The organism is Acinetobacter sp. GFQ9D191M (assembly GCF_011174875.1).
Taxonomy (GTDB): domain Bacteria; phylum Pseudomonadota; class Gammaproteobacteria; order Pseudomonadales; family Moraxellaceae; genus Acinetobacter.
The window spans coordinates 1-15215 of record NZ_JAALGV010000071.1; the positions used below are offsets into that span (position 1 = coordinate 1).

The 15215-nt window shown below is 44.3% G+C and carries 16 protein-coding genes; 10 read left to right on the plus strand and 6 right to left on the minus strand.

Annotated features, from left to right (window positions below):
• Positions 1-121 precede the first annotated feature (121 nt).
• Together lptE and holA are read left to right on the plus strand one after the other, a co-directional pair.
• The gene (gene lptE, locus G5T77_RS10700) at positions 122-655 is read left to right on the plus strand and encodes an LPS assembly lipoprotein LptE (protein WP_166136360.1); all 534 of its coding nucleotides are present in this window, start codon (positions 122-124) and stop codon (positions 653-655) included.
• A gap of 9 nt (positions 656-664) precedes the next feature.
• On the plus strand, positions 665-1663 hold the full coding sequence (gene holA, locus G5T77_RS10705; protein ID WP_166136358.1) for a DNA polymerase III subunit delta: 999 nt from the start codon (positions 665-667) through the stop codon (positions 1661-1663).
• On the opposite strand, the gene G5T77_RS10710 is transcribed toward holA, so the two are convergent.
• Positions 1660-2109, minus strand: a complete 450-nt coding sequence (locus tag G5T77_RS10710; protein ID WP_166136355.1) for a bacteriohemerythrin — start codon at positions 2107-2109, stop codon at positions 1660-1662. The two genes, holA and G5T77_RS10710, sit on opposite strands and share 4 nt — an antisense overlap.
• A 601-nt stretch (positions 2110-2710) precedes the next feature.
• On the opposite strand from G5T77_RS10710, the gene G5T77_RS10715 reads away from it, so the two are divergent.
• The 3 genes from G5T77_RS10715 to G5T77_RS10725 are packed head-to-tail and all read left to right on the plus strand — an operon-like array spanning position 2711 to position 7486.
• Positions 2711-4084, plus strand: coding sequence for a MacA family efflux pump subunit (locus G5T77_RS10715; protein ID WP_166136352.1), 1374 nt, complete (start codon positions 2711-2713; stop codon positions 4082-4084).
• 2 nt (positions 4085-4086) lie between these two features.
• Entirely contained in the window at positions 4087-6063 is a 1977-nt protein-coding gene (locus G5T77_RS10720) for a MacB family efflux pump subunit (protein ID WP_166136349.1), read from the plus strand.
• Positions 6064-6073: 10 nt separating this feature from the next.
• Complete coding sequence (locus tag G5T77_RS10725) at positions 6074-7486, plus strand: efflux transporter outer membrane subunit (protein WP_159124235.1); 1413 nt, start codon at positions 6074-6076, stop codon at positions 7484-7486.
• A 54-nt stretch (positions 7487-7540) separates the two neighbouring features.
• On the opposite strand, the gene G5T77_RS10730 is transcribed toward G5T77_RS10725, so the two are convergent.
• Together G5T77_RS10730 and G5T77_RS10735 are read right to left on the minus strand one after the other, a co-directional pair.
• Complete coding sequence (locus G5T77_RS10730; RefSeq protein ID WP_166136346.1) at positions 7541-9355, minus strand: tetratricopeptide repeat protein; 1815 nt, start codon at positions 9353-9355, stop codon at positions 7541-7543.
• Positions 9356-9457: 102 nt separating this feature from the next.
• Positions 9458-10228 (minus strand): tRNA threonylcarbamoyladenosine dehydratase, encoded by a 771-nt coding sequence (locus G5T77_RS10735; RefSeq protein ID WP_166136343.1) that lies wholly within the window; start codon positions 10226-10228, stop codon positions 9458-9460.
• A 198-nt stretch (positions 10229-10426) separates the two neighbouring features.
• On the opposite strand from G5T77_RS10735, the gene G5T77_RS10740 reads away from it, so the two are divergent.
• Complete coding sequence (locus G5T77_RS10740; protein WP_159124233.1) at positions 10427-10675, plus strand: hypothetical protein; 249 nt, start codon at positions 10427-10429, stop codon at positions 10673-10675.
• A gap of 35 nt (positions 10676-10710) precedes the next feature.
• On the opposite strand, the gene orn is transcribed toward G5T77_RS10740, so the two are convergent.
• A complete protein-coding gene (gene orn, locus G5T77_RS10745) occupies positions 10711-11265 on the minus strand; it encodes an oligoribonuclease (RefSeq protein WP_004782074.1) in 555 nt (184 codons plus the stop codon).
• Between the two features lie 124 nt (positions 11266-11389).
• Here orn and rsgA point away from each other — a divergent pair, with 124 nt between their 5' ends.
• The 4 genes from rsgA (at position 11390) to secB (ending at position 13719) form a co-directional block, all read left to right on the plus strand.
• A complete protein-coding gene (gene rsgA / locus G5T77_RS10750; protein WP_159124232.1) occupies positions 11390-12448 on the plus strand; it encodes a small ribosomal subunit biogenesis GTPase RsgA in 1059 nt (352 codons plus the stop codon).
• Between the two features lie 93 nt (positions 12449-12541).
• Entirely contained in the window at positions 12542-12949 is a 408-nt protein-coding gene (locus tag G5T77_RS10755) for a rhodanese-like domain-containing protein (protein WP_005232169.1), read from the plus strand.
• An 18-nt stretch (positions 12950-12967) separates the two neighbouring features.
• Positions 12968-13225 carry a glutaredoxin 3 gene (grxC, locus tag G5T77_RS10760; protein WP_171064789.1) on the plus strand — a complete coding sequence of 86 codons (258 nt, stop codon included), beginning with the start codon at positions 12968-12970 and terminating at the stop codon, positions 13223-13225.
• A 35-nt stretch (positions 13226-13260) separates the two neighbouring features.
• Positions 13261-13719 carry a protein-export chaperone SecB gene (gene secB, locus G5T77_RS10765; protein ID WP_004782070.1) on the plus strand — a complete coding sequence of 153 codons (459 nt, stop codon included), beginning with the start codon at positions 13261-13263 and terminating at the stop codon, positions 13717-13719.
• A 51-nt stretch (positions 13720-13770) separates the two neighbouring features.
• Here the strand turns inward: secB and G5T77_RS10770 are convergent, their stop codons facing one another.
• Complete coding sequence (locus G5T77_RS10770; protein WP_166136340.1) at positions 13771-14169, minus strand: cytochrome b562; 399 nt, start codon at positions 14167-14169, stop codon at positions 13771-13773.
• Between the two features lie 189 nt (positions 14170-14358).
• Positions 14359-15165 carry an enoyl-ACP reductase gene (locus G5T77_RS10775; RefSeq protein ID WP_004782067.1) on the minus strand — a complete coding sequence of 269 codons (807 nt, stop codon included), beginning with the start codon at positions 15163-15165 and terminating at the stop codon, positions 14359-14361.
• Between the last annotated feature and the right edge of the window lie 50 nt (positions 15166-15215).

The window sequence follows — 15215 nt, forward strand, 5'->3', positions numbered from 1 at the left end:
ATTTTGCTAGTCTAGAGCCAAAACAATTCCAAACAAAGCCCGTTGCCAGTCAACGGGCTTTGACTTTACAATCCGATTCAGGATTTCAAATTATTTCCCGATGGAAAACAGAGGACAGCGCATGCATTTGGGCAAACGTTTAGCAGCAATTGTTTTAACTTGTGGTCTCAGTGCAGGCCTCGTCGGCTGTGGCTTTCATTTAAAAGGAACCAATCCGAGTTCCGCACCTGTAGCTTACTCAGTCATGAGTCTGGCCCTGCCTGACAATACTGAAGATCTTCAGGAAAAACTGGCTGTTTACCTGGGTGCTGCTGGAGTACAGCTGAGTAATGCACCTGATGCTTATGTCTTACGTGTCCTAGATTACACCCCTCGCCGTTTAGAATTGAATGGCAAACTGGTGGAAACCTTATTGCGTCTGAATGTGACTTTCCGAATCGAAGATGCACAAGGCAATCCGGTGACTGAACCACGTACTGTGGTAGCAACTCGTACCTATCAATATGATATTGAAACCGTCAACACTGATGACCAGGAACAAAAATATTTAAACCAAGTCATTATTGATGACATTGCACAGCAAATTGCGCGTCAAATTTCATCGAATCGTTTGCCATTGGCAAAACCAGAAACTTCGACTCAACCAGCCCAATAAGACGACCCAATGAAACTTGACTACCTCCAGGCATTAAAACGTGTCAATGAAGCTCGCGGTGCCTGGGTGTTGCATGGTCAGGAGCCTTTACTGGAACAGAATCTGGTAGATGCTTTCCGTAGCAGCTGGCAAAACCGTGAAGTTGAACGCCAGCGTTATGATATTAGCTCTGCCTCTGACTGGAAAAATGTCTTTAATGCTTTAAACAGCCTGTCATTATTTTCTAGCCAACTGGCAATTGAAGTGCATGGCAATATCAAACCGGATGCCAGCGGTCTCAAACTATTAAAAAGCTATCTCCAACAGGACAGTGATAATCTGCTCTTGGTGGTCATGCCGAAGCAGGATGCCAGCAGCCTGAAATCCAGCTTTTTCCAGACCATTGATGCCAATGGCGTAAATGTATCGCTAGTGGCCAACTACCCAAAAGATCGTCAACAGATCCTCGGAATTGAAGCGGAAAAACTGGGAATTAAGCTGGCCAATGACGCCTGGCAATGGCTAGAGCAGCATCATGAGCACAATTTGCTGGCAGCCAAAAATAGCCTGATGCGCGTCGCAGATACCTTTGCTGAAGTAGATATTATCCAGATTGACCATCTATATGCCTGCTTGCAGGATCAGTCCCGTTACAGCACCTATGATCTGAGTGATGCCTTGCTCAATGGGAATTTGGCACAATCAATTAAGATCTTTCAGTATCTGATTGCCTCAGGTGAACCGATGAGCCTGATTTTGTGGAGTATCAGCAAAGAAATGCGTCTATTGATGCAATTATTTGAACAGCCACAAAATGCCTTACAAATCGGTATCTGGAAGACTAAAGTGAGCTTATATCAGCAAGCCTTGCGTCGTTTAAGTCCACAGCGCTTTTTAAGCTGGCCTCAGCTTTTGATCCGGATCGATGCTGCAATCAAAGGGATGTCCAGAGAGAACCCTGAACATCTGATCTTGCAGGCCATTGCTGAAATGTGCGGTCAAAGCTTGTTTGCATCCTCGAGTGCCTAACTAAAGAAACGCGCAAACCAGCCTTTACCTTTTTTCTTCTCCTGCGTTCGCAGGTAGCTCAGCATATTGTCCCGTACTGCTTCGACATAATCCTGATCATCGTGCTGAATATGGTTGATGAGCCATTTGGATAGAAGACGATATAAATCTTTTTCAATGGACTGACCTTGCTCAAACTTCAGACGATAATCATTTAATTTTTTGACAAATAATTCATGTATGCCGCGATGTGAAGGCAAATATTGATAACTCACCTGTTCCAGCAGGTTTTCTTCAAAGCTGAAATGTGACTGAGTATAGTCGATCAAATCATCTAAAACCTCCCGGATTTTATCGCGATCTCCGGTACTTTTGACCTGCTCTAAAGCATTTATATAGTCCAGAATCTGGCGATGTTGATGATCAATCACCTCAATTCCAATATTGTAACTTTCATTCCATTCCATCTATGAACCTCATCAATTTTCTTAGTAAAGTCGTATTATTTTTCCGCTCATTAAATGAGCATATTCTCTTAATAAATAAACCCATATTTTTTTTATGGAATTAAATATTACAAACTTTATTTGCTTAAATCTATATGTAAAACATAGATTTTTTAAATTTTAATAGAACATATCATTCGAAAAATTAGATTAAAAAATAAAAGAGGTTGGCTTTAGCGCAGAATTATTTTTACAACAAATATCATTAAAAACTTCCATGATATTGAGCAGCATTATGGCGTATTTTTACCAGCAGTTTAGTGGCCAGGTTTTTGCATGCAGTCTATCTGAGAAGTACTTTATACTCCCATGAAGATTTAATTGATTCATCATATGATCAATATTTTTTGGATAGCTAAATCGTATAAAATTTCACCTAAAAAAGATGATTCCAATATGAGTAGGTCAATGAATCCTTTATATAAAATCAGGTTTTATCTTATATGCTTTTTTAAACCAGGCAGTGGAAAATAGTTCTCATTTTAAATAAAAAAAATTCACGTTTTATCCTAATTTCGCTTTTATAATCAACTGTTATCCTACGACCCGAATCTGAATCCATATGCCAAAAATAAAACCTACGAAACTCATTATGGCGATTGTAATTGCCATCCTGATGGCAGTCACTGCCTGGTATTTTCTGAAACCAAAAGAGCAGCAGCCACAATACATTACAGCTGAAGTGACCCAAGGGGATATTGAAAATTCGGTACTAGCAACTGGTGTACTTGAAGCCACCAAAATGGTCAGTGTCGGTGCCCAGGTTTCGGGTCAGGTTAAAAAAATGTATGTGCAACTCGGCGATCAGGTCAAACAAGGCCAGTTAATTGCCCGAATTGACTCTGTTCGTCAGGAAAATGATTTAAAGACTGCTGAAGCCAGCATTAAAAACCAGATGGCACAGCTTGCCGTGAAACAGGCCAACCTTGCCAAGGTGGAAGCCGAGTATAAGCGTCAGCAAGCCATGTATGCCCAAGATGCAACCTCGCGTTCAGAACTGGAATCTGCATTAGCCAGCTACAAAACCGCTCAGGCAGATATCACTGCGATTAATGCACAGATTGAGCAGTCACGTTTAACCTTGGCAACCGCGAAAGAAGATCTCGGTTATACCCAAATCGTGGCACCCATGGATGGAACTATCGTAGCGATCGTGACTGAAGAAGGTCAGACTGTAAACGCCAATCAAAGCGCACCAACGATTGTGAAACTGGCACAACTGGATACCATGACGATTAAGGCTGAGATTTCCGAAGCCGATGTCATGAAAGTTCAGGAAGGCCAAACAGTGTACTTCACTACTTTGGGTAATACTGATAAGAAAATTTACGCCAAACTTCGTCAGGTTGAACCTGCACCAAATTCAATTAATACCGAAACCAATACTTCAAGCTCAACTTCAGGCTCTGCAGTGTATTACAACGCCCTGTTTGATGTACCGAATGAAGATGGCAAGCTGCGTATTGATATGACGGCGCAAGTCTATATTGTTCTTGATGAAGCACGTAATGTACTGACTGTTCCAGCGGCTGCCATTCAAGGTTCAAACCGTCCACAACGTCCGAATCGTGGTGAAGGCTCTCGCGGCGCCGGTGACCCATCTGCACGTGGCGAAGGTCAGGATCAAGCCCGTGGCGATAGTAAACGTCTGGAAGGTGACCGTCCTCCTCGCTTAGAACTTTCTGATGCTGAACGTGCCCTGATTGAACAAGGCAAAGCTCAGCGTGCCATGGTTCGTGTATTGCAGGCAGACGGAACAGCAAAACCAACCCCTGTCCTGATTGGTCTGAATAACCGTGTAACCGCACAAGTGATCAAAGGCTTGAAACGTGGTGATCAGGTTGTGATTGCAGATGGCTCTGATACTTCTAATGACGGTGCTAAACGTGGCGGCAGTGGCCGTGGTCCTGGTGGCGCCGGCCCAATGAGAATGTAAGCATGAATCAACAACAGCAACCTCTACTCGAGGTCAAGAATCTGGTTCGTGAATTCCCTGCGGGTGAAAGCACGGTCCAGATTTTAAAAGGGGTCAATCTGGAGATTTATCCGGGCGAACTGGTCGCCATTGTCGGTCAGTCCGGTTCGGGTAAATCCACCCTGATGAATATTCTGGGCTGTCTGGATAAGCCGACCAAGGGCAGCTATAAAGTTAAAGGCCGTGAAACCCGCGAACTTGAAGCTGATGAACTAGCGCAGTTACGTCGTGAATATTTCGGCTTTATTTTCCAGCGTTATCATCTGCTCAGTGATTTAAGTGCGGCAGGTAATGTCGAAGTTCCTGCAATTTATGCCGGTGCAGATTCAGATACCCGTCACGAACGTGCTGTCAAATTACTGACTGATTTGGGCTTGGGTGAAAAAACCCAGAACCGTCCGAGTCAATTGTCTGGTGGTCAGCAGCAGCGTGTTTCGATTGCCCGTGCCCTGATGAATGGCGGTGACGTGATTCTTGCCGACGAACCAACCGGTGCACTGGATAAGAATAGCGGTATTGAAGTGATGCGGATTCTGCGTGAGCTGAATGCCAAAGGTCATACCATTATTCTGGTCACACATGATCATAACGTGGCAAAAAATGCGACGCGTATTATCGAGATTTCAGACGGGAATATCATTTCAGATAAACCGAATATGCCTGAAGTTGATGATGGTTTCGAGAAAAAAAATCTGGTCCGAAATGAACAGAAGAAAATCTCGAGCTGGCGTTCTGCAGTAGACCGTCTCGGTGAAGCTTTCCGTATGGCCTTATTGGCCATGAATGCGCACCGGATGCGGACCTTCCTGACCATGCTCGGGATTATTATCGGGATCGCATCGGTGGTTTCGGTCGTTGCGCTGGGTAACGGTTCACAAAAGCAGATTCTGGAAAATATCAGTAGTCTCGGGACCAATACCATTACCGTGTTCCAGGGCCGGGGCTTCGGGGATAATTCACGTTCCTCCCAATCCAAGACGCTAATTCCCGCTGATGCCGATGCACTGGCAGAACAGCCTTATGTGGATGGGGTCAGCCCATCGGTCAACAGCAGTGTCACTGGACGCTTCAAAGAGATTGAAGCATCAACTACCGTCAACGGCGTTAGTGAAGACTTCTTCTATGTTAAAGGTATGACCTTTAAATCAGGTCAGCCATTTGATAAGGAAAGTATCACTGAACAGGCGCAGGATGTGGTGATTGATACCAACACCCAAAACACTTTCTTTGCAGATGGCACCAATCCTGTCGGTCAGGTGCTGCTTTTAGGCAGTGTACCAAGCCGGGTGATTGGCGTCATTGATGCGCAAAAAGGCATGATGGGAAACAATGATAGCCTGAATGTCTATCTACCCTATTCTACCGTCATGAGCCGTATGCTGGGTCAACCGAATGTACGTCAGATCATTGTGCGTATTAAGGATGAATATCCGAGTGCAGCTGCTGAAAATGCCATTTTGAATTTACTGGTCCAACGTCACGGCGCGCAGGATGTATTTACGCAAAATGCAGACAGTATCCGTGAAACGATTCAGCAAACGACTCAAACCATGACCTTGCTGATCTCGGCAATTGCAGTGATTTCACTGGTCGTGGGTGGTATCGGCGTAATGAATATTATGCTGGTTTCCGTGACTGAACGTACTCAGGAAATCGGGGTACGAATGGCTGTGGGTGCGCGCCAAAGTGACATTCTGCAACAGTTCCTGATTGAAGCTGTTCTGGTTTGTATTCTGGGCGGTATTTTAGGCGTATTGCTGTCACTCGGTATCGGTCAGCTGATTACCCATTTTGCTGGAGGAACCTTCCAGATGGCATACTCGACCATATCAATTGTCGCGGCCTTTGTCTGCTCAAGCCTGATCGGTATTGTGTTCGGCTTTATCCCGGCACGTAATGCAGCCCGTTTGAATCCAGTCGATGCACTTTCTCGAGAATAAGGAATCTGATATGCATACTCTTACCAAACTTGCCAGTGCCCTACTCCTCGGGAGTTCACTGGTCGGCTGTGCGGCCGTGGTGAAAACGCCGTATGAACAACCTGCTGTACAGGTACCTAACAACTTTCAAAACAGTAAAGCTGTAAGCCAGCAAATCCATGCTGATATTCTGGCAGACCAATGGTGGACTCTATTTAAAGATCCTCAATTGAATAGTCTGGTGAATGACGTACTGGCAGCCAATAGTGATCTGGCCGTTGCCGGGATCAATTTGCAGCAAGCCCGTATTCAGGCCAGACAAACACAAAGCCAGCAAGGTGTACGTATCAGTGATGCGGGGTTAACCACGCGTAGAAGCTTTGATCTGGAAGATGGCAGCAGTTCATCCGGCTTTGGGGTTAATTTCCCTGGCTTAAGCTATGAACTGGATCTGTTCGGTAAACTGGCCAATCAGACTGAAGCAGCACGCTGGGAAGCCCTGGCATCTGAAGAAGACTTGCAAGCGACTGCACAAAGTCTGATTGGTACGACTGCTCAACTGTACTGGCAGCTGGGTTATCTAAATGAACGTTATAGCGTGGTTCAACAAAACCTAGCGACTGCACAGCGTACCTATGATCTGGTCAATGTCCAGTATCGTGCCGGTGCTGTGTCTGGTTTGGATTTAACTCAGGCTGAACAGGCGATCCAAAGCCAGCAAGCGACCTTAAGTCAGATTGAGCAGCAACGTGTGGAAACACGTACGGCGCTGGCAGTACTCATGAATATGCCTGTGCAACAGCTTTCGATTCAGGAACCGAAACGTTTACCGAATATTGCTTTACCGTCGATTGAAGCTGGCTTGCCTGCTAGCCTTCTCTCCCGCCGTCCTGACTTGAGAGCTACTGAATTGCGTTTGCGTAAAGCCTTGGCCAACAAGGATGCCAATAAAGCCAGTTATTATCCTTCGATCAGCCTGACTGGCAGCCTAAGTACCGGCGTGGGCACCAGTTCATCATTGTCAGATGTACTTAAAAATCCGGTGGCGACCTTAGGTGCTGGACTCAGCCTGCCATTCCTACAATGGAATGATATGAAACGTGATTTACAGGTGAATGAGCTGGAATATGAAAAAGCGATTATCCAGTATCGTCAAACCATGTACGAAGCTTTTGCCGATGTAGAGAATGCCTTGTCTAATCGTACTGAACTCACCAAACAGGTTGCGTTACAACAGCGTAACGTTGAACTGGCTGAACGTACTGAGCGTTTGACTGAAGTACGTTATCGTAATGGTGCAGTAGCATTGAAAAATCTGCTGGATGCACAGGAAACCACGCGGAATGCCCGTCTGTCTTTAGTGCAAACCCGCCAAAGCCAATACAATGCTTATGTGACCCTAATGCAAGCTTTGGGTGGTAGCCCGATCAAACAACTGCCTTAAGTATTTAGCTCAATAAAAAACCGCTAACTAACAGCGGTTTTTTATTTTTGAAGTTTACATATGCAGATAAGCATTTACATTGTTAAGCTGTTCAATAGAAGGCTCATGTCCTAATAGACTGCCTTTTTCCAGCCATTCACGGGCAATTGCAATATCACGTTCTACACCAATACCTTTGGTATATAAGCGCCCCAGATGACTATAAGCATCGGCATTCACCTGCGCAGCCGCTTTATGGTAGCACTGGATTGCCTGATCCAAATTAGCTTCAATACCAATGCCGTGTTCCAAAGCCTCACCTAAAGCATTTAATGCGAGACCATTATGCTGGCTCGCGGCCTGTTGCAGATATTTCAGTCCTAAAGCCGTATCCTGCTCCACCTTTTTGCCTTTTAAATACATTAAGCCTAATTCTTTCTGGGCTTGTGCATCGCCCAATTGAGCTGCCTGATGCAGATAACGTTTTGCCTGTTCCTCATTCACTTCAAAGACTGGATAAAAACCAGAATACGCTTGGTACAGATACCAGGCAGCCTTACTTGATCCTTTCGTCACCGCCTGATTCAAATATTGAATTGCCTTTTCTCGAGTCGGCAGCGGATATTCAGGCAAGCTATAAAAACGTCCGACTATATAAATCAGGTCAGCTTCAGACTGTGCTACAAGTTGCTCTTGCTGTGCAATTGCCTGAATCATTTGGGTAGCTTTAGCCGTATCTTTGGCTATACCTACTCCGTTTAAATAACAGAGTGCCAGGCCCATCTGACTGAAGCCATGATCAGGATCATTTTGCAAAGCATGTTGATAGAGTTCAAATGCTTTCTCCGGTTCATGTGCGACCAGATAGGATTCAAAATATAGTGCAGCAATCAGACTCAAGGCCTGAGAATGCTGGGTTTGTGCTGCTTCAGACCAGTAACGAAATGCCATGGTTTCATTTTTTTGTACATACCAGCCATGAAAATAAGCCAGACCGATCAGGGTTTTGGCCTGTGCATCTTTATGTTCTTTGGACTGCTGTAATAGATGCTTAAACACCCGTTGACGTTGATCAGGATCAATAGTACCGAGTAACACGCCGGCATAGTAATCATATAAACCACTCTGATCACCCAGATGAATACAGCGTTTAATGAAACTCAAAGCCTGCTGTTGATCTTTGGGCAAGATTTTGCCATTTGCATAGGCTTCGGCAATATCCTGATTGGCCGCCAAGTGGTCCTGCTGTGCTGCCAGAAACAGATAGTGAATACCCAGACTTAAATCTTGCGCTGCACCATCTGCCAAATAATATTGGGCTAACTGATACTGTGAATTGGCATGTCCCTGCTCGGCATTTTGAATTAACAGTTGCAGACGTTGCTGTTCTGCAGTGTCATGGTCAGATTCAGCCAGCTCAGTGATGCGATACTGCGCATCCAGATGACCACGCGCGACCGCATGCCGATACCAGTACAAGGCTTTTTCAGGATCATTTAATTGGTATTGATGACCATCATAGATCTGGCCTAAATGATAGGCTGCATCCTCACCACCTAAACTATAAGCTTTTTCAAGAAAGCTTATGGCTTTTTCTATGCTCTGCTCACGCCCTTGTCCGTTTAAGTGCATCAAGGCCATACCTACATAAGCCTGTGGCAATTCCTGCTGCTGGGCCAGTCCCTGATAAATTTGATAGGCACGTTCATAGTCTGGATGATGCGGATCCGTACTTAGACGCGTTGCATATTTCAATTGAGCATCAATCTGCTCAATCCATAGATCATGATGCACGGCTTTGGCCTGATCACGTTTCACCGGATCAGGACGTTTCCACATCCAGATTGCTAAAGCCCCAATCCCCAAAACCAGCACTAGCAAAAACCACATAGCTGCTCCAAAACCAAAAGATTGTTTTTGTTATATGTATAAAAATTCATTTTAAACTTAGCATAAAAAAAAGCACAGATCGTGTGCTTTTTTTTGACTCAATCAGGCTTTAAGTCTTTTACTATCGAGCTTTTTCAATACTTCCGATACCGCAACCATGGCGAAGCTAGATGTCACTACCACTGCAGACCCATAACCACCACAGCGTAAGCCTGCACTTGCACAAACATCCGCACTCGAGAATGGGTTATCGATAGAGTAGACACAAGTGATCCCAAATTTTTCTTTTGGCTTTTTACAGATGCCTTTAGCACGTAATTGCGCACGTAATTTTGCCAGCATTGGATCTTGTTCAGTTTTGGATAAATCGGCTACCCGGATTTTTAAGGGATCCAGTTTACCGCCTGCCCCACCTGACACAATCAAAGGAATCTTGTTAAAACGGCAATGCAGCATCAAGGCAAACTTTGCTTTGACGTCATCGATACAATCCAGAATGATGTCAGGATTTCCTGACAGAATTTCTTTCACATTTTCTGGTGTCAGATAATCGTCAATCAGATTGATCTTGATTCGGGGATTAATCAAACGGCAGCGTTCCGCCATGATTTCGATTTTTTCACATCCTAGCGTCGCCGTCATGGCTGGTAACTGACGGTTAATATTCGATGCTGCGACCACATCCATGTCGACCAGCGTTAGCTCGCCAATCCCGGTACGTGCCAGTGCTTCGACTGCCCATGAACCAACACCGCCAATTCCGATCACCATCACATGACTGTTTTCATAATGATGAAAGCTATCGTCACCATAAATTTTGGCTACACCCGCAAAACGGCGGTCATACTCATCATCTTGAAGCAGATCAGTCATAGGTCATCAATAGCAAGAAAAACACCAGAGCATTTTAGCAAAATCATGGACACTTTACTGCCACTAAAATTCAGATACAAAATCAGTCAAAAAAGCTTTCTTGTGCCATCGTTAACACACGTAAAATCGATCAAATTACCATCATAATAATCTTCACAATATTTCAATTATTATTGTCCTAAAGGGAGCCAGATCAGCATGCTATTTAACGCCCTTTTTGCCCTGATGGTTTTCCTGTTCCTGCTCTATCTTTACGGTTTAACCTTTAAAAAGCAGAAAAATTATTATCTCAGTATCATGATCCGTATCCTGACTTTGGGATTATTTGCTTTGATTATCTTGGATCAATATGAAACCCAAACCCATCTTGCTCTGGTGCTTCTGACCTGGGTACTGTTTGAAAGCAGTGAAAACTTTTATCACAAGAAACTTTCTGCCAAGCAATAAAAAAGAAGCTTTCGCCTCTTTTTTATTTGCTCGGATTATTTATTCATAATGAAGAAATATTCACGATAATATTTCAGTTCAGCAATCGAATCACGGATATCATCCATCGCTAGATGCGAAGCATTTTTCTTCAGACCACTCATGATTTCAGGGCGCCAGCGTTTTGCCAGCTCTTTTACTGAAGATACGTCTAGATTACGGTAATGGAAATACTGTTCCAGTTCAGGCATTAAACGGTGCAGAAAGCGACGATCCTGACAGATCGAGTTACCACACATCGGCGATACTTTTGGATTGACCCATTTTTTCAGGAATTCAATGGTTTCACGTTCTGCATCCTGAGCAGTTAATTTACTGCGGCGTACGCGCTCAATCAGGCCAGACTGACCATGCTGGCGAGTATTCCACTCGTCCATCGCATTCAGGATACGGTCAGATTGATGCACAGCTAGCACGGGCCCTTCGGCAAGAATATTTAGGTTATCGTCCGTTACAATCGTGGCAACTTCAATAATCTGGTCATTGTCTGTATCCAGACCTGTCATTTCCAGGTCAATCCAAATCAGGCGGCTATCCGGGGTGCTGCTCATAAATGTGCAATCTTATTAGGCTATAAAACATTTATAGTAGCAAATTTATTACGTCGATGCTGTAACTGACACCCCGCTTCATGCTATTTTTGCCATCTCGCTCCCATGGTTTTTTAGGATTTGAATGGCTTTAATACGTAAACGTCGTTTAACTGAACAACAACAACGTCGTATTCAAAAACAGCACAAAACGCGTCAGGAAGAGATCGATACCTCTCAAGACCTGGAAGGGCTGGTCGTGCAGCATTATGGCCGCCAGCTTGAGGTCCAGGCCTTGTCCGTACCTGAACAGCATCCTGAAAAACCGGTCGTGGCTGAAGGTGAACCTGAGCCATTCTGGAAGCCGATTGAACTAGGGAGTGTCTGGCGCTGCCATACCCGAACTAACCTGGAATTGCTGGTAACAGGTGACCGGGTCAAATGGCAGGCTGATCCCAATACCGGACTCGGCATTATTACAGCGATTCATCCGCGCACTTCTTTGCTGACCCGTCCTGACCGTTACCACAAGGTTAAACCGGTTGCCGCCAATATTTCCCTGATTGTGATTGTGTTCGCGCCATTGCCTGAACCAGCACCAGGTTTGATTGACCGTTATCTGGTGGCTTGTGCAGATGCAGAGATTCCAGCACTTTTAGTGCTCAATAAATCAGATTTGCTCAAGGAAAATGATCCGATTCTGGATTTGCTTAAAGAATATAAAGATTTGGGTTATGAAGTCATGCAAACCCAGTCCGATGGCGATCTGACAGAACTGTCCGCTCGTCTGAATGAGGAAACTGTAGCGTTTGTCGGTCAGTCTGGTGTAGGTAAAAGCACGCTGATTAATGCGATCGTTCCGGATGCTGCACAGAAAACCAATGTCATTTCTGAAAACTCGGCACTGGGTCAGCATACGACGACCTCCACACGTCTGATTTCCTTTGGTGACGGTGCGGCCCTTATTGACTCTCCGGGAATTCGCGAGTTTGGTCTCTGGCACCTGACTTTGGACAAAGTGCAGACTGGTTTCCCAGAGATTGAAAACCTCTTGGGACACTGCCAGTTCCGTAACTGCACACATAAGCATGAAAAGCAGTGTGCCTTACGTCAGGCAGCATCAACAGGGGAAATTTTGCCGCGCCGGCTGGACAGCTATTTACGTTTAATCGACGAAATTAACGAAGCGCAGCAAAAAAATTAATTTTCTTAAGGCTTAGCCCTTGAAGCGGTGATTTTGATCACCATATTTATGAGCTATACTCTTGGCAATTTTAAAATTGTAATTAGGTGAATTGTGGAACGTTGGTTCGAGTTTATGGGGAATCACCCCTTCTTGTTTGGAACACTCGCGGTACTCGTGGTTGTCTTCTTCATCATCGAAGGTCAACGTAATGGTCGCAAAATCTCTCCGCAATCGCTGGGAATTTTAGTTAAAGCAAAAAATGCCATGCTGATTGATTTACGTGATGCCAAAGACTTCCGTGAAGGTCACATCAGTGGTAGCCGTAACATTCCATATAGCCAAATTACAAAACACGTTGATGAGTTAAAAGCATCTGATCGCCCGTTGGTGTTCATTTGTAATCTTGGGCAAGTTGCAGGTTCTGCGCTTCAACAGGTAGGTCATGCAGATGCCTACCGTCTGGATGGCGGCATTACAAACTGGAAAGCTCAAGGTTTACCTTTGGTGAAAAGCAAATAATCTGCGAACAGGAGATTGATCATGGCTGAAGTTACTATCTATTCGACGACAGTATGTCCGTATTGTATCCGTGCAAAACAGCTCCTTGAGCGCAAAGGTGTTGCATTCAAAGAAATTAATTTATCGAATGAAGCCCCTGAAGTGCGTCTTGAATTGATGCAACGCACCAATCATCGTACCGTGCCACAGATTTTTATTAATGAACAATTTATCGGCGGTTTTGATCAACTTTATGCCCTAGAGCGTGAAGGCAAACTAGACGAATTATTGGCTTAATTTACTAAAACCTACCTCATATCAAGGATTAAAGAATGAGTGAAGAACAACAAGCTCAACCACAATTGGCATTAGAGCGTATTTACACTAAAGATATTTCTTTTGAAGTTCCTGGGGCACAAGTTTTTACCAAGCAATGGCAACCTGAGTTAAACATCAACCTTTCTTCTTCTGCAGAAAAAATTGATCCGACTCATTTTGAAGTGGCTTTAAAAGTTGTGGTTCAAGCAACCAATGAAGGTGATACAGCGTTTATCGTTGACGTGACTCAAGCAGGGATTTTCCTGATTGATGGCGTTGAAGAAGAGCGTCTGCCATACATTCTTGGTGCTTACTGCCCGAACATCCTGTTCCCGTTCCTTCGTGAAGCGGTGAATGATATGGTCACTAAAGGTAGCTTCCCGCAATTGCTGCTTACACCAATCAACTTCGATGCTGAATTCGAAGCGAACATGCAACGTGCGCAAGCTGCTGCTGTTGAAGGTCAAGCTTAATCACTTGATCTTGAAGTTAAAAAAGACCGTAATTGCGGTCTTTTTTATGGCTTATTTAAAGGCTTGATGCCCCTGCTTTTTAATCTGATCCATTTTCACTGTGAGGGTTTGGGCTTTGGCTAGCTGATTGGCTGCAACAAGTTGCTCAGCTTGTTTAATCTCTTTCAATAAGTCAGTTAACAATCCCTGATAAGCCGTAACTTTTGCATCTTTGAATTTTAGCTTTTGCAGACCTGAAGGTAAATTTTTCTGGCAGACTTCCACAGACTTTTGCATGCCTTGCAATGCTGCTCGTGCCTTTTTGCTATCTTTGGCAGATTTGAAATTTTTTAAATGATGGTCAAGTTCATGCATATTGTCATGATAGTGATTGTCTGCTGCCATGCCCGACGTGGTGATCCCCACAGTTCCCATCACAAAAATCATGCTGATTAAAAAATTTTTAAACATCCTTAATTGTCCTGTATTGTTTTTATATTAAGCATCTTAGTGGGAAAGTCCTGAAAGATAAATTATTTTGATCCAAATTCTTGTATCCCTTGTCATCAGACTTACATCATTAACAATTAGAGTTAAAAATAAAAAACCCTCAAAAACTTGAGGGTTTTTCTCTGCTGAGAATTAATCTTTTAAAGCGACTTATTCTGCATCCAGCATCAGTTCAGCACTCATACCTACTGTGTTATAACCCGCATCGACATACATGATTTCACCAGTAATCCCGTTCGCCCATGGTGAGCACAGGAACAATGCTGCATTACCGACATCTTCAATGGTCACATTGCGTTTTAGTGGAGCCACTTTTTCATTTAGGTCCAGCATTTTACGGAATGATTTAATACCAGAGGCTGCTAATGTACGGATTGGACCGGCTGAGATCGCATTTACACGAATACCTTCTGCACCCAGGCTAGATGCCAGGTAACGTACACCTGCTTCTAAAGAGGCTTTCGCTAGACCCATCACATTATAGTTTGGCATCACACGCTCAGAACCTTGATAAGTCAGGGTTAACAGGCAGCCTTGACGTGCAGCCAGTAATGGCTTCGCAGCGCGTGCCATCGCGATAAAGCTGTACGCACTGATGTCATGGGCAATCTTGAAACCTTCACGGTCAGTCACATCAGTAAAATCACCATCTAGGGTATGTGCTGGCGCAAAACCGATTGAATGTACGACGCCATCCAGACCATCCCAGTGTTTTGCCAGTTCTGCAAATGCATTGTCAATTTCAGCATCTACGGCCACATCACAAGGAAAAACCAATTCCGAACCGAATTGTGCAGCAAAATCATCTACACGTTTTTTCAGCTTTTCATTTGGATAAGTAAAAGCGAGTTCTGCACCTTCACGATGTAATGCCTGAGCAATACCAAAAGCAATTGATAATTTACTTGCAATACCTGCGATCAAGAAGCGCTTACCCGCCAATAGTCCTTGTGCCATGTGAATCTCACTCAAAATAATTTATATGCATGATGCCAAGTCTAAAGCAT

Coding starts and splice junctions, on each gene's coding strand:
- G5T77_RS10775 (WP_004782067.1), bottom strand. CDS start 15,165: ATGGCACAAGGACTATTGGCGGGTAAGCGCTTCTTGATCGCAGGTATT.
- G5T77_RS10730 (WP_166136346.1), bottom strand. CDS start 9,355: ATGTGGTTTTTGCTAGTGCTGGTTTTGGGGATTGGGGCTTTAGCAATC.
- G5T77_RS10735 (WP_166136343.1), bottom strand. CDS start 10,228: ATGACTGATCTGCTTCAAGATGATGAGTATGACCGCCGTTTTGCGGGT.
- rsgA (WP_159124232.1), top strand. CDS start 11,390: ATGGCTTTAATACGTAAACGTCGTTTAACTGAACAACAACAACGTCGT.
- G5T77_RS10740 (WP_159124233.1), top strand. CDS start 10,427: ATGCTATTTAACGCCCTTTTTGCCCTGATGGTTTTCCTGTTCCTGCTC.
- G5T77_RS10715 (WP_166136352.1), top strand. CDS start 2,711: ATGCCAAAAATAAAACCTACGAAACTCATTATGGCGATTGTAATTGCC.
- G5T77_RS10725 (WP_159124235.1), top strand. CDS start 6,074: ATGCATACTCTTACCAAACTTGCCAGTGCCCTACTCCTCGGGAGTTCA.
- G5T77_RS10770 (WP_166136340.1), bottom strand. CDS start 14,169: ATGTTTAAAAATTTTTTAATCAGCATGATTTTTGTGATGGGAACTGTG.
- holA (WP_166136358.1), top strand. CDS start 665: ATGAAACTTGACTACCTCCAGGCATTAAAACGTGTCAATGAAGCTCGC.
- orn (WP_004782074.1), bottom strand. CDS start 11,265: ATGAGCAGCACCCCGGATAGCCGCCTGATTTGGATTGACCTGGAAATG.
- lptE (WP_166136360.1), top strand. CDS start 122: ATGCATTTGGGCAAACGTTTAGCAGCAATTGTTTTAACTTGTGGTCTC.
- secB (WP_004782070.1), top strand. CDS start 13,261: ATGAGTGAAGAACAACAAGCTCAACCACAATTGGCATTAGAGCGTATT.
- G5T77_RS10710 (WP_166136355.1), bottom strand. CDS start 2,109: ATGGAATGGAATGAAAGTTACAATATTGGAATTGAGGTGATTGATCAT.
- G5T77_RS10720 (WP_166136349.1), top strand. CDS start 4,087: ATGAATCAACAACAGCAACCTCTACTCGAGGTCAAGAATCTGGTTCGT.